Raw genomic sequence first — 13,085 nt, 5'->3', positions numbered from 1 at the left:
ACCGAGCGGCGAGGGCACCGCCGGGCGCGGTGTGTGACGCCGAGGTGACGACGATGTCGCTTGCGGGACGGCGGCCTCAGGTGGCGGCGATGGTCCGGCGCAGGGCGAGCAGCGAGGGGAACCCGACGACGAAGGTCTGGCGCGTCCACGGGCCGACGGCGAGCCCGTGGCGGGCCGCGGTGCGCCGGGCGTAGATCGCCTCGCCGACGTGGAGCGCTCCCGTCAGGCCCAGCAGCCCTTGCAGTGCAGTTCGGCTCGGGAGCGGCACCGTCCGGCGGGCGGCGTCGTAGGCGGCCGGGCTGAGGGCCAGGACCGACAGGGCGGCGACCCCGCCGTCGAGGACGGCGAACCAGGCGAGGGCGGGTCGGGAGGGGGGCGCGAGGGCCATGACCGGGCAGCGTAGGCGGCCCCCCGGCCCGCCCCCGGAGGGGCCCGGCCGAGCCGGTGTGACCCCGATCACGTCACGTGATCTTGCGTTTCGTAACCGGTCCGTCATATCTTGACGCCCTCAGCCGCCGGGGAGCCCTCCCCCACCGAGCACCGACGCTCGTCCGGGCCCCCCCGCTCTCCCCGTCAGATCCTGCGCCGCAGGGACGGGCCGGGGGCAGGCGGGACGCACTCTCAAGGAGCCCATGTACGTGAAGCGCCTCGCCCTCTCCCTGACCTTGGTCATCGGGCTCATCGCCGGCCTCAGCGCCTGCGACGAGCAGACGAGCGTCAGGACGGCGATCCAGCAGAGCTTCGGCTCGCAGTACGACAAGGCCGTGCGGGTCGCCGACTGCGAGTCGAGCCTCAACCCCCGGGCCGTCAGCCCGGGTGGCGGCAACCACGGCCTGTTCCAGATCAACACCGTGCACAAGCCGATGGTCCAGGCCATGGGCTACAGCTGGACCCAGATCTACGACCCCTACGTGAACTCCCGGGTCGCCAAGCGCATCTTCGACCAGGCCGGCGGTAGCTGGAGCCCCTGGGGTTGCCGGTACGCCTGAGGCGGCCCGCACCTGAAGGTCTGATCGGAGGCGGCGTCCCCCCGGGGGCGCCGCCTCCGGCGCGTCTCGGCCGCCCCCCGATGGTCCCCCGACCGGGGGGTGGGCCAGGTGTCACCGGACCCGATCGTTTCGCCCTACCGACCGGTAGGTAGGGTGGGGGGATGGAGAACGCGACCCTGCTGGCCGAGCTGACCCCGACCCTCGAGCGCCTGGTCGATCGCCACCTGGCCAAGACCAAGGAGTGGTTCCCCCACGAGCTGGTCCCGTGGGACCGGGTGGGCGAGGCCACCGGCACCTCCGAGTGGTCCGGCGACGAGGCCCCGCTGCCAGACGCTGTGCGCAGCTCGCTGTTCGTGAACCTCCTCACCGAGGACAACCTCCCGTACTACTTCCACACCATCGACCGGATGTTCGGCGACGGTGACGCCTGGGGCACGTGGGCCCGGCGCTGGACGGCCGAGGAGGGGCGGCACTCGATCGTCATCCGCGACTACCTGACCGTGACCCGCATGGTCGACCCCGTCGCTCTCGAGCGGGCCCGGATGCACCAGGTGTCCCACGGCGTGGTCCCCGAGCCCGAGACCCCGGTCGACGGTCTCGTGTACGTCGCCCTCCAGGAGCTGGCCACCCGCATCGCCCACCGCTCCACCGGCAAGCTGCTCGACGACCCCGCCGGCTACGCCGTGATGTCCCGCGTCGGTGCCGACGAGAACCTGCACCACCTGCTCTACCGTGACCTGGTCTCGGCCGCCCTCGAGATCGACCCGTCGCCGGTGGTCGAGGCCATCGAGCGCCAGGTCACCGAGTTCGAGATGCCCGGCACCGGCATCAAGGACTTCGCCAGCCACGCTCTCGCCATCGCCAAGGCCGGCATCTACGACCTCAAGGTCCACCACGAGCAGATCCTCGTGCCCGTCGTGGTCCGCCACTGGGCGCTCGAGGAGCTCGAGGGCCTGACCCCCGAGGCCGAGGCCTCCCGGGCCCGTCTCCTCAAGCGCATCGACCGCGTCGGCCGCGCCGGCCGCCGCCTGGCCGACCGCTGGGCCGAGACCGAGGCCGCCGAGCGGGCCCGGACCGGCGACGCCACCCCGTCCCGTGACGAGGTCGGCACCCCCACCCCCGAGCCCGAGCCCGAGCTCACCAACGCCTGACCCGCCGGTGCGTCCTGAGAAGTCCAGAGACGCACCACCAGGTCGATGTGTCCTGCGGAGGTCGTGAGGCGCACCACCAGGTCGATGTGTCCTGCGGAGGTCGTGAGGCGCACCACCAGGTCGATGTGTCCTGCGGAGGTCGTGAGGCGCACCACCAGGTCGATCTGTCCTGCGGAGGTCGTGAGGCGCACCACCAGGTCGATGTGTCCTGCGACGGTCGAGAGGTGCCAGGCTCGCCGTGACCTGGCCCGACCAGCCTGGATGTGTCACACGACGGTCACTGCGTGCCTGGCTCCGAACGACACCAGGACGAGGTCGTCGGCCACGCCATAGGTGACCCCCCAGGGCGACGTGGGGGCGGCACCGGGTCCCCGGCCGGGGCTGATCGGCGGACGGTGGGGCCATGCCCCGCACCGTGTCCTTCCCCCCGCCGTCGGCCACGACCTGCCCGATCTGCTCCGACCGGCTGAGCGCCACCCGCTGCGACCGCTGCGGGGCGACGTTCTCCGGCCCCGACGGTGAGACGCTCTGGCGGGTCGACCACGACCTGTTCGACCTGTGCCGGATCCGCAACGACCTGGTCCGCCGCCTCCTGACCGACGCCGAGGCCCCGGCCGCGCCGGCGAGCGGTCCCGCTCCCCGGCCGTCGGTGCCGACGCCCTCGGCCCCCGAGCCCACCCGGGGCCATGACCGGGGTCCCGCGAGCGTCCCCGGCCCCGCTCCGGCCGTCGCCCCGCCCCCGGCCCCCGCTGCCCCGTGGTCGCCCGCCCCCGTCGGCGCCCCGACCGCCGTCCCCCCGCTGCCGGGCGCGCCGACGTCGGCCCCGACCGCCGCAGCCGCGGCGACGACCGCGCCCCCCACCCCGCCCTCCACCTCACCACCGAGCCTCGGCCGACCCCGCCCCTCGTTCACCGCCGCCGAGGTGCTCGTCGGGCTCGGTGCCCTGAGCCTGGTCGCCGCCGTGGCCGTGTTCGCCGCCGTGAGCTGGTCGGACCTGGCCGCCTGGGCCCAGGGCGCCCTCGTCGTCGGCCTGACCGGTGTGATCGGCGCCGGGGCCGTCGCCTGCCGCCGCCGGGACCTGGTGGCCACGGCCGAGTCGCTGGGTGCCGTCACCGTCGCCCTGGCCCTGGCCGACGTCCAGGTCGCCCGGGTCGGCCTCGACGGCGTCGTCCCCGCCCAGTGGGCGTGGGTCGGCGGCCTCGCCCTGGTGGCCGGCGGGACCATCGCCGCCGGGCGGCGCACGGGGATCCGCACCCTCGCCCTGGCCGGCACCGCCCTCGCCTTCGTGCCGCTCGTGCTGGCGGCCGGCGACCAGCCGATGGCCGTCGTCGCCGCCCTCGCCCTCCAGGCCGTCGGGGCCGGGGTCCTGACCGTCCGGCTGGCCGACCGTCGCCTCGACCGGGCCGTCGTCGCCGTCGGCGCCGCCGGCTCGTGGCTGACCGCCGTGGCCGGCGCCCTGGTCGTGGCCGGGGCCGGCCTGGCCACCCACCCGGTGGCCCACCCCGTCGGCCCGGCCGCCGTCCTCGCCGCCCTGGCCATCGCCACCCTGGCCGCCGTGCGGCGCCAGGCCCCCGCCGCCGAGGTCGACGAGCTCACCGGCGACGCGCCCCGCGTCGCCGAGGTGGTCGACGGGGCCGGCGTGGCGCTGGCCTTCGTCCCCGCCCTTCTCCTGGCCGTCGGGACGGGCTCGCCCACGGTCGTCGTGGCGACCCTGGCCGTCCAGGCGCTCGTCGCCCTAGCCGCCAGCACGGTGGGCCTCGGCGTCCTGAGCCGGGCCCAGACCGCCGTCGCCGGCACCGGGGGACCGGTGTGCTGGGTGGCCGCTGCCGCCGGGGGCCTCGTGCTGGCCCTCGACCAGGTCGGCGACCGGGCCCCCGGCACCACCCCGTGGGTGTCGGCCGTCGTCCTGGCCGTGCTCGCCGCCGCCACCATCACCCTCGCCCGCCGGGCGGCGACCATGGGCCGGGTAGGGAGCGTCGGTCGAGGCCAGCGCCCGCAGGGTCGTCCTCCGGCCCGGGCCGCGACCGGCGGCGACCCCACGGCTGACCTCCTCGGCGCCGCCGGGACCGCCCTGGCGTTGGCCCCGGCCCTGCTGGTGGCGGCCGAGCCGTGGTCGGCCACGACCTTCCTCGCCGTCGCCGCCGTGCAGGCGGTGGTCGCCCTCGGCCTGGCCGGGCGGGACGGCCTCCTCACCGTCGCCGAGAGGGGCGTCGCCACCGTCGGCGGGTGGGCGCTCTGGTCGGCGACCGCCCTCGGCACCGTGGTGCTGACCGTCGCCGAGATCACCGGCGGTGACCCCGTCGACCGGTTCGGCGCCCTGGCCGTGATGGCCGGTCTCTCCGGCGCGTCGATCGCCGTGGGCACGGTCGTGCGCCGGACCGACGTCGTGGCCGCCGGGACGGGACTGGCCTTCCTCCCCGTGGTGCTGGCCGTCGTCGACCAGGCGACGCCGAGCCTGCTGGTCGCCGTGCTGATCGGTGAGGCGCTGGCCGCCGCCCTGCTCGCGTCGCTGGTCGAACCCAGGCGGGTGCGCTCGGTGCTGGTCGCCGGTGGGGCGACCGCCTGGGTCGCGGCCGTGGCCGGGGCGACGCTCCTCGGCCTGGCCGGGTGGCTGGACACGCCGGCGGCGGGCCCGGCCGGGTCGGTGGCGTTGCTCGCCGCCCTGGCCGCCCTCGCCGTGGGGGCGGCGCTGGCCGGAGCGGATCGTCCGTCGGCGGCGGTCGGGCTGGGTGCCGCCGTCGTGCCCGTGCTGCTCGGCGTGGCGCTGGCCGCCGGTGGCCTCGAGGCCGACGGCTGGGTGGCGGCCGTGCTCGCCGGCGCCGCGGTCGTCGCCCTGGGAGCGGCGGCGCTGTCCGTCCGGGATCCCGAGCGGCCCTGGGCCGCCCCGGTCGGCGTCGCCCTGGTCGCCGCCGCGGCACTGGCGGTCGTCCCGGCCATGACGGTGCTGACGGTCGTCGCCGCCCTGGTCGAGCGGGCCACCGAGGCGCCGGGCGTCGGGGCCGATGTCGTCGTGGTCGACTGGCTGCGCCCGGCACTCGAGCGCTCGGGGGCGGACGTCCCCGGCGGTGCCACCGTCGTGCAGCTCCTCGCCGTCGCCGGCGTGGTCGGCGCCGTCGGGCTCCTGCGCCGGCGGGTGGGCCGGGCGCTCGGCGTGCTCGTCGGCGTGGCCGCCCTGGCCGTCGTGCCCGTGGCCGCCGGCCTGACCGTGGCCGCGACCGTCGCCGGGCTGGGCGTGGTCGTCCTGGCCGTCGGCACCGTCGTCCGGTTGCGGCCCCGTGACCCCGAGCTGCTGGTCGCCGCCGGCGTCGTCGCCCTCCTCGGCACCGCCGTCGCCGTGGCGTCGACGCCGTGGGCGATCGGGTGGACGGTGCTGGTGGGCGTGGTGGTGTCGGCCCTCGCCGTCGAGCAGGTGCTGCGGCGCTCGCCCGACGCATCGGTCTGGGTCGGAGCGGCGCTGGGCGTGGTGCTGGGCGGCGTGGCCCTCGACGCCTGGGTGCTCGAGGCGCCGGGTCCCTCCGGCCCGCTGGCCGTGGCCCTGGCGGCAGCCGTGGCCTCACCGATCGCCGCCGTGCTCGAGCGGCGGGGCGAGGCGGGCGCGGCCGTGGTGGTCGACGTCATGGTCGCAGTGGCGCTGGCCGGCACGACCGTGGCCGCGCTGGGGGTCGGCTCGGTCCTGGAGCTGAGCCCGTTCGTCGCCGTGGTGGGCGTGACCGCCGCGGGCGCCGCCCTGCGTCCGAGCCGCCGGCCGGCGTGGCTGGTCGCCACCGCCGCTGCCGTCGTTCTGGGGTGGATCCAGACCGGCCGGGCCGAGGTCGACGTGATCGAGGCCTACACCGTCCCCCTGGCGGCGTGGGCGCTGCTGGTGGGCGGCGTGGTCGGCGCCCGCCGCGGCCTCGGGTCGTGGGAGCGGTTCGGCGTGGGCTTGGTCGCCGCCGCCGGGCCGACCACGGTCCTGGCCCTGGTCGACCCGGACCCGGTGCGCACCGTCGCCGTCGTCGCTCTCGGGACCGCTGCCGCCGTGTGGGGCGCTGCCGCCCGCCTTCAGGCCCCGCTGGCGATCGGGGCGACGGCGGTCGGCGTGCTGGCCGTGCGCCACCTCGGGCCCGTCAGCGTCGAGCTGCCCCGGTACGTCACCTTCGCTGTGGCCGGTCTGGTGCTCCTCGCCGTCGGCGCCACCTTCGAGCAGCGCCGCCAGGACCTGCGCCAGGCCCGTGACGCCTTCACCCGCCTCCGCTGAGCGAGGGCGGGGCTCAGGCTCGGAGCGCGGCCTCGAAGGCGGCGGTCACCTCCGGTGTGATGACGGTGTCGCCCGGTTCGCCGAGGGCGTCGCCCACCTCGGCGTGGGTGAGGGGCGAGGCGTCGACGAGGGTCCCCTCGTCCAGCGCGGCGGCGAACGTGCGGGCGGACTCGACCCGGGCCGGCTGGCCGCGCGTGACGACGACGAACGGCGGCTCATCCGGGCTGGTCCCGGCGTGGGTGAGCGGCGAGGCGTCGCGCCACACCGCCGGATCGTCGCCGAAGGCGTTGCGGTACATGGCCTCGGCGGTGGCCCCGCCCTCGGCGATCTCGGTGACGATGTCGTAGCGGGTGTCGAGGCTGGCGACGGCCCGCACCTGGCTCAGCTCGACGTCGGCGTCGGCGAGGTAGCGGTCGTCGGTGGCCAGCATCGAGACGAGGAACGCACCGGCGGAGTGGCCCACCAGCACGATCCGCTCGGGGTCGAGGCGGCGCTCGGCCGCATGGTCGACCAGCCAGCCGACGGCATCGGCGACGTCACCGACGTGGGTGGGGTGGAGGACCCGATCCGGGTCGTCGGACGGTGGACGGGGTGAGAGCCGGTGGTTGACGCTGGCGAACGCCCAGCCCTGCACCGCGGCCCATCCCTCCATGGCGTCGACACCGTTGGCCTTGTCGCCGACGGCGAACCCGCCGCCGTGCACCCACACGACCACCGGCGTCGGCCCGCACCCCTCGCGGGCATCCGGGATGGTGAGGTCGAGCGCCAGGAGCGCCGGGTCGACGCCGGGGACCGAGGCGTACGGGATGTCCCGGGTCGTACGGGTCGTGCGGTTGGTGCACGTCACGGCCGGCGGTGCCGGCGACGGCGGGGTGCACGCCGAGGCCGCAACCACCAGGGTGATCGCCACGACGACCGACGCCCACTTCACCGCCCGATCGTCCCACGCCGGACGGCAGGCCGGGAGTGCGACGCTGAGGTGTTGCCACGTCCTCGGCCGAGCGGAGCACAGCGGCCGTAGCCTCGGGTCATGTCCGCATGGGACGACTGGGACGACGACGAGCCAGCCGCCGCCGACGCGCCCAACCGCGCCTGGGTGGGTGTGGTGGCGATCCTCGTGCTCGTGCCGTTCGTGCTCCTCTGGGCCGGCGCCGCCGGCGCGGCCCGGGGCGCCGGCACCGGGATGGTGGCCGTGGTCGTCTTCTTCGCCGTGGTCGCCGCCGCCTTCGCCCTCGTGCGCCGCTGGCTGCGGCGGAAGCTGGGTGGAGCGCCCTAGAGCGGGTCCGGTAGGGTCTGCATCCCTGCGCTCGTAGCTCAATTGGATAGAGCATCTGACTACGGATCAGAAGGTTGGGGGTTCGAGTCCCTCCGAGCGCGCAAGAATGTGCAGGTCATCGGGTTCGTGACCTGAGCATCGCCTCGAACCGGACCCCTCTTGGCAATCCGTCGGCCATCCCGGCGGGTCATGGCCAACGAGGAGGTCCTCATGCGAGGGCACCTGCAACACCGCGGCGGCGACGCCTGGCGGATCAAGGTCTACCTGGGGCGTTCGGCCGACGGCCGGAAGCGCTACCTGGAGCGGACGGTGCGCGGCACCAGACGCGACGCCGAGCGGGGGATGGCCCGCCTGGCCGTCGAGGTCGACGAGGGCCGCCACGCGGGTGCGGCGCCGATGACGTTCGGCGAGCTGCTCGACCGCTGGCTGGAGGTGAAGCGCGCCAGCGTCGCTCCCCGCACGATCGAGATCCTCGCCATAGGCGCCGAGCTCGAAGAGGCATTGGGAGTGAAGGTCGACGTCGGCACGCCGGACTCGCTCGAGGAGCGGCTACGAGACGAGGTCCTCGCTGAGGGCGTCACCCTCTGAGCCGGGTGGAGGAGCGGTGTCGACACCGAGGCCGTCGTAGGCTTGCCACATGACGTTCGAGCGCATCGTCGTGGATCCGGCCCGCATGGGTGGGTTGCCGACCATCCGCGACACGCGGGTCACGGTGGGCATGGTCCTCGGCCAGCTCGCCGCCGGCCGGACGACCGACGAGGTCCTGGCCGACTACCCGTACCTCGAGCGCGATGACGTGCTCGCCGCTCTCGAGTACGCCGCTGCTGCGGTGAACGAGCGCGAGGTGCCGGTCGCCCGGCCGGCGTGAGGCTGCTGCTCGACGCGAACCTCTCGCCACGCGTTGCCGAATCGTTGCGTGAAGCCGGGTTCGACGCGGTCCATGTCGCGGACCTCGACCTTCTCACGGCGACGGACGACGAGATCTTCGATCGAGCCGCGGAGGACGGCCTCGTCGTGGTGACTGCCGACAGCGACTTCGGTGCGCTGCTCGCGATGCGGCGGACGAAGAGCCCTTCGGTGGTGCACCTCCGACACGTCGCCGAGCTCGTTGCGGAGGTGCACACGGACCTCCTCGTCGCCAACCTCCCGCAGATCGCCGAAGACCTCGACCGGGGTGTCATCGTCTCGCTGAGCCCCACCCGGCTCGCCATCAGGGACCTTCCGATCCGATGAGGAGTCCTCGACGCTTGGCAATCCCTCTGGCAACCACCAGGCGTCACCGAGCCGGATTCGGTCGCACTCGCCGGATCGCGCACCGCACCTGACCTGGTAGAGCGGCACGCGACAACACGAGACGGACCTACGGGATCCGCCTACGGATCAGAAGGTTGGGGGTTCGAGTCCCTCCGAGCGCGCAAGGATGTGCAGGTCATCGGGTTCGACGACCTGACCATCGCCTCGAACCGGACCTCTCGTGGCAATCCGTCGGCCATCCCGACGGGTCATGGCCAACGAGAGGTCCTCGCTGAGGGCACGTGCAACACCGGGGCGGCGAGGCCTGGCGGATCAAGGTCTACCTGGGGCGATCGGCCGACGTCCGGCGCCGCTGCCTGGAGCGCACCGTGGGCGGCAGCCGTCGTGATGCCGAGCGGGAGATGTCCCCGTCTGCCGCTGGCTCCGAACACCTCGATCGCACCCCCGTTGACCGACGCCGAGGAGGACACCGGCGGACACTTGTTCGTCCGCCCGGGACGTGGTGTCCTGGCCGGGTGCCGAGGGGTGGACGGGTGGACGGGGCCGAGGTCGTGCGGGTGGGTGAGCGGCCGGCGGTGCGCCTCGTCCCGGAGGCCGGGCGGGTCGTGGTGCGGGCCATGTTCGGACGGCCCGATGTCGGCGTCGACCTGAGCGCCCACCCGGCCGCGGTCGTGGCGTGCCTGGACCATGCCGCGTCCGAGGGTCGGACGTCGCTCGCGGCGGTGGGGCACGACGTGCGCCGGTCGCTCGGTCGGGTGGCGTCCCGGTGCGATGGGTGGGCGCCGCAGGACGACGGCCTGGGCCTCCTCGGGCACCTGGGCGGCGCCGCCCTCCCCCTCCTCGGGGCGACCTACGACGCCGGCTGCACGCCGCTCGCCGAGGTGCCCCGGTGGGCCGTGCCGATCGTGGCCTGCCGTCGGGCCGGTGACGGGGCGCGCCGGGCGTTCGGGGCCTCGGCGACGCGCCCCACGGTCGGGGCCATGGCCCGGGCGCTGGCCGGCGAGGGGTCGGGGCCCCGTCCGCCGGGGCTGGCCGCCCTCGCCCTGGCGGTGGCCGGCCGCACCGTATTGGACGGCGACCGGATCGTCGCTCTGCTCGACGAGCTCACCTGGTCGGGCCCGCCGCACCGCACGCTGACGGTCGACGAGGTGGCGGCGGTCCGTCCGGTCGTGGGACGGCTGGGGCCGGTCCGGGCGCGGCGGCTCCTGGCCGAGGCCGGGACGACGGCGTCGGGCATCGACGACCTCGTGGCCCTGTCCCGCATCTGGCCGGACGTGGAGCCCCGGCTGGAGGGCCGTCTGCCGTCCGGCCTGGTCGGCCTCTTCGACCACTGCCGCTCCCTCGTGCGCACCGCGCCGCCGGCCCCGTCCCCACCCGTCCGCCGGCGACGGGCTCGCCGCCCGCCAGCCCGCACCACCGAGACCGAGGCCATCGCCGCTCGAGCCGACCCCGCCCTGCCCGCGGCCGGGCCCGACGCAGGGAACGGGGATAGGAGCCCACGCCTCTTCGCGGCCGAGCCCCTGCCGTCCGCACCGACGGCGACCCCCCGTGCCGTCGTCCGTCCGACCCCTCACGGTCGCTTCACCGAGCGGATGGTGGTCGCCCCGGCCGCCACCGCCCCGGTCGTCCCGGCGACTGCGCTGCCGATGCCGTCGTGGGCCGCCGCCGTCGACGGGAGCGAGCGGGCTGGGGTCACGCTCGTCCTCCCCCGCACGGTTCGCGACCTCGAGCGGTGGGGCCGCCTTCTGCGCAGCTGCGTCGGGACGTTCGGGCCGGCGGTGGTGGAGGGGTCGGCCACCCTGGTCGGCCTGTTCGCCGGATCCCGCCTCGTCGGGTGCCTGCACCTCGACCCGACCCCGCAGGTGGTGCAGATGCTCGGCTTGGCCAACCGCCCCCTCGACCGGGACGTGCGTCGGGCCGTGCTCACGCTGCTGGAGGACGAGGAGGTCCTCAGCCGGACCCTCCCGGTGAACCGCCGCTGGTTCGCCACCCTCGACTGATCCCGGGCGCGGCCTGGACCGCTGCGGAGCCTTGTCGGTGAGCCTTCGACCCTCAAGAGAACCCCGACTTCGTTGCCGGTCACGCCTCGGGCTGGACAGCCGAAGACCGTCAGGCGGCGTCGCTCAGCCCGCCGGGGTCGCCGCCGGTGGCCGCTCGGCGGTGCAGGTCGGCGACGAGGACGACGAGCGCCACGACGTCGGGGCCGGCGGCGATGCGGTCCCGCACCTCGGTGACGTCGGCGGCCACGACCGCCACCGGTGCCCCGACGAGGTGGTGGCCGAGCGGTCCCGGGAGCAGGGCGGCGACGACGTGGGCGCCGACCGGCGGCAGACCGGAGACCTCACGGACGTGGTCCAACCGCCCGGCGACCACCGCTCGCTCGCCACTGATCACGTCTCGCCACACCGGCGATGCCCCCTCGCTGGGCTGGACGTGCCAGAGCCGGTGACGACCGTGGCGCCAGCGCACGGCCAGGTCCTGCTCGTCGTCCGGCAGCAGGCCGCCGACCTCGTCAAGCACCGCGCCCACCCCGCCGCCCTCGAGCAGCACGGCGTCGAAGGCGGCGTCGAAGCCCGTGCACGGGTCGAGGCCGTACACGGCGGTGAGCCGGCCCAGCATCATCGTCGACATGAAGCTGAGGATCTGCTGGCCCAGGGCCCAGCCGGTGATCTTCTCCCAGAGCAGCCCAGTCCGGCCCGCGAGGGGGAGCGGCGTCGGCGAGCCCAGGCAGCACCGCTTGGCCTTGGCGCCGGATCCGCACGGGCACCGGTCGTTCCGGCCGACGTCGGGTGGCGGCGGGTCCCAGGTGTCGAGGCGGTCGGCGAGGACGTCGGCGCCGACCCGACGGTGCACCTCGATGGCACCGCTCAGGTCGCCGGCGACCAAGCGGAGGTGGGCGGCGCACTCGAGGGCGAGCTGCCACTCGGCGTGAGCGCCGTCGACGCCGATGGCGCTCGCGACCCCTTCGAGCACCCGCCGGGCATCGTGGGCTCGGGCCTGGCGCAGCAGGAGCGACGCGTGCACCCACGCCGGGCCGGGAGCTTGCCGGTACTTGCGCCGCACGGTCCGGATGCGCCGCTCGGCCACGCCGACCACGGTGGCGTTCACGAGCCGCAGGTGACGGACCATCGCGTCGGCGACGGTGGGCGAGCGGAGCAGCTGGTCGAGCGCCCTCGCCGTCGCCCGCTCGTCGTACGTGTCGGTCTCGGGCCCGGCGATGGCGCCGTAGGCGATGCCACAGGCCTCGACCTCGCGGCTCCTCTCCCACGGGGCGTCGGGGAAGACGATCCGGCCCACGAGGTAGGTCTCGAGCTGTCGCCGGTCGACCGCCGGGCCGGCGACCACACCGCCTCTCACCTGCAGGCCCACCCGGGCGACGGCCTCGCGCAGCGGCAACCTGTCCAGGCCGCGCAGAGCACCGCGGTGGTCGGCCAGGAGGAGCGGGCCGGCCTCGGACAGGTCCAGCACCCACTGGTCCTCCGGGGGGCGGTCCCGGTCGCGCAGGTGGGTGAGCGGCGCCCCGGCGACGGCGGCGGCTGCGGTGAGGGCCGACGCCAGAGCGCCGACGGCGATCTCGTCCGACGCGCCGGCGATCCGCGGCGGGACCTCGTCCTCGGAGCGGAGCCGCACCCGGTCACCGTCGAGGACGAGGGCGACCAGGTCTCCCGCCCGGAGGTGAGGGGCCCAGTCGTCGGGGATCTGCACCGAGGGCCCCCGGTCGATGTCGCCGTCTGTGAGGTCGGGCGGGTCGACCTCGACGGCCACGTCGCCGACGAGCACGTCGAACGGATCGGGCGCCAGGTCGAGGGCGATCAGGCCGTCGACCCCGAAGGCGAGGCGACGGGTCCCCGCCTCGACCGGCTCGAGGCGATGCCACGACACGAGGCCGTCGAGCAGCCCGGCGGCCAAGGCGATGCGACCGTCGCCGACGTCGACCGCCCGCCGACCGATGAGCAGCTCGTCGATCACCGCCTCGGCCTCGTGGCCGTGCGGGGCGAGGTCGAGGGCCGTGGCCAGCTCGGCCCGGGTGAGCGGCGTGGTCAGCGCAGCCAGGGCGCGGTCGAGCAGGGTGTCGTCGTCGAGCATGGGAGCCTCCGGAACGTGGGAGTCGATGTCCGGCGGTCGGTGGCCCCGTGCGGGAGAGGGCGGCCGCGTCCCTCGGGCGCTGCGTACCCCGC

General features: G+C 75.6%; 11 protein-coding genes and 1 tRNA gene. 9 read left to right on the top strand and 3 right to left on the bottom strand.

The window, feature by feature from the left end; translation table 11 throughout:
• Positions 1 to 76: 76 nt before the first annotated feature.
• Positions 77 to 388, bottom strand: coding sequence for a CRISPR-associated protein Cas5 (cas5, locus tag HC251_RS24315; RefSeq protein WP_219943201.1), 312 nt, complete (start codon positions 386 to 388; stop codon positions 77 to 79).
• A 244-nt stretch (positions 389 to 632) separates the two neighbouring features.
• Here cas5 and HC251_RS24310 point away from each other — a divergent pair, with 244 nt between their 5' ends.
• From HC251_RS24310 to HC251_RS24300, 3 genes are all read left to right on the top strand, one after another.
• Positions 633 to 989, top strand: coding sequence for a transglycosylase SLT domain-containing protein (locus HC251_RS24310; protein ID WP_219943200.1), 357 nt, complete (start codon positions 633 to 635; stop codon positions 987 to 989).
• Positions 990 to 1,150: 161 nt separating this feature from the next.
• Complete coding sequence (locus HC251_RS24305; RefSeq protein WP_219943199.1) at positions 1,151 to 2,140, top strand: acyl-ACP desaturase; 990 nt, start codon at positions 1,151 to 1,153, stop codon at positions 2,138 to 2,140.
• A 403-nt stretch (positions 2,141 to 2,543) separates the two neighbouring features.
• The gene (locus HC251_RS24300) at positions 2,544 to 6,377 is read left to right on the top strand and encodes an SCO7613 C-terminal domain-containing membrane protein (protein WP_219943198.1); all 3,834 of its coding nucleotides are present in this window, start codon (positions 2,544 to 2,546) and stop codon (positions 6,375 to 6,377) included.
• Positions 6,378 to 6,390: 13 nt separating this feature from the next.
• Here the strand turns inward: HC251_RS24300 and HC251_RS24295 are convergent, their stop codons facing one another.
• Positions 6,391 to 7,308 (bottom strand): alpha/beta hydrolase, encoded by a 918-nt coding sequence (locus HC251_RS24295; RefSeq protein WP_219943197.1) that lies wholly within the window; start codon positions 7,306 to 7,308, stop codon positions 6,391 to 6,393.
• 99 nt (positions 7,309 to 7,407) lie between these two features.
• Between HC251_RS24295 and HC251_RS24290 the strand changes: the two genes are divergently transcribed.
• The 6 genes from HC251_RS24290 (at position 7,408) to HC251_RS24265 (ending at position 10,907) form a co-directional block, all read left to right on the top strand.
• Complete coding sequence (locus tag HC251_RS24290; RefSeq protein WP_219943196.1) at positions 7,408 to 7,653, top strand: hypothetical protein; 246 nt, start codon at positions 7,408 to 7,410, stop codon at positions 7,651 to 7,653.
• A 27-nt stretch (positions 7,654 to 7,680) separates the two neighbouring features.
• Positions 7,681 to 7,754, top strand: a tRNA-Arg gene (locus HC251_RS24285).
• Positions 7,755 to 7,842: 88 nt separating this feature from the next.
• Positions 7,843 to 8,241 carry a hypothetical protein gene (locus HC251_RS24280; protein ID WP_219943195.1) on the top strand — a complete coding sequence of 133 codons (399 nt, stop codon included), beginning with the start codon at positions 7,843 to 7,845 and terminating at the stop codon, positions 8,239 to 8,241.
• A gap of 49 nt (positions 8,242 to 8,290) precedes the next feature.
• Positions 8,291 to 8,521, top strand: a complete 231-nt coding sequence (locus tag HC251_RS24275) for a DUF433 domain-containing protein (RefSeq protein ID WP_219943194.1) — start codon at positions 8,291 to 8,293, stop codon at positions 8,519 to 8,521.
• Positions 8,518 to 8,886 carry a DUF5615 family PIN-like protein gene (locus HC251_RS24270; protein ID WP_219943193.1) on the top strand — a complete coding sequence of 123 codons (369 nt, stop codon included), beginning with the start codon at positions 8,518 to 8,520 and terminating at the stop codon, positions 8,884 to 8,886. The genes HC251_RS24275 and HC251_RS24270 overlap by 4 nt, the downstream gene beginning before the upstream one ends.
• Positions 8,887 to 9,440: 554 nt before the next feature.
• On the top strand, positions 9,441 to 10,907 hold the full coding sequence (locus HC251_RS24265; RefSeq protein WP_219943192.1) for a hypothetical protein: 1,467 nt from the start codon (positions 9,441 to 9,443) through the stop codon (positions 10,905 to 10,907).
• Positions 10,908 to 11,016: 109 nt separating this feature from the next.
• Here the strand turns inward: HC251_RS24265 and HC251_RS24260 are convergent, their stop codons facing one another.
• On the bottom strand, positions 11,017 to 12,993 hold the full coding sequence (locus HC251_RS24260) for an SEC-C metal-binding domain-containing protein (RefSeq protein WP_219943191.1): 1,977 nt from the start codon (positions 12,991 to 12,993) through the stop codon (positions 11,017 to 11,019).
• Positions 12,994 to 13,085: the final 92 nt, after the last annotated feature.

Origin of the sequence: Iamia sp. SCSIO 61187, assembly GCF_019443745.1 — a bacterium.
Taxonomy (GTDB): Bacteria; Actinomycetota; Acidimicrobiia; order Acidimicrobiales; family Iamiaceae; genus Iamia.
Note: the sequence above shows the minus strand (reverse complement) of the source record. Positions and strands in the feature narration are given on the sequence as shown.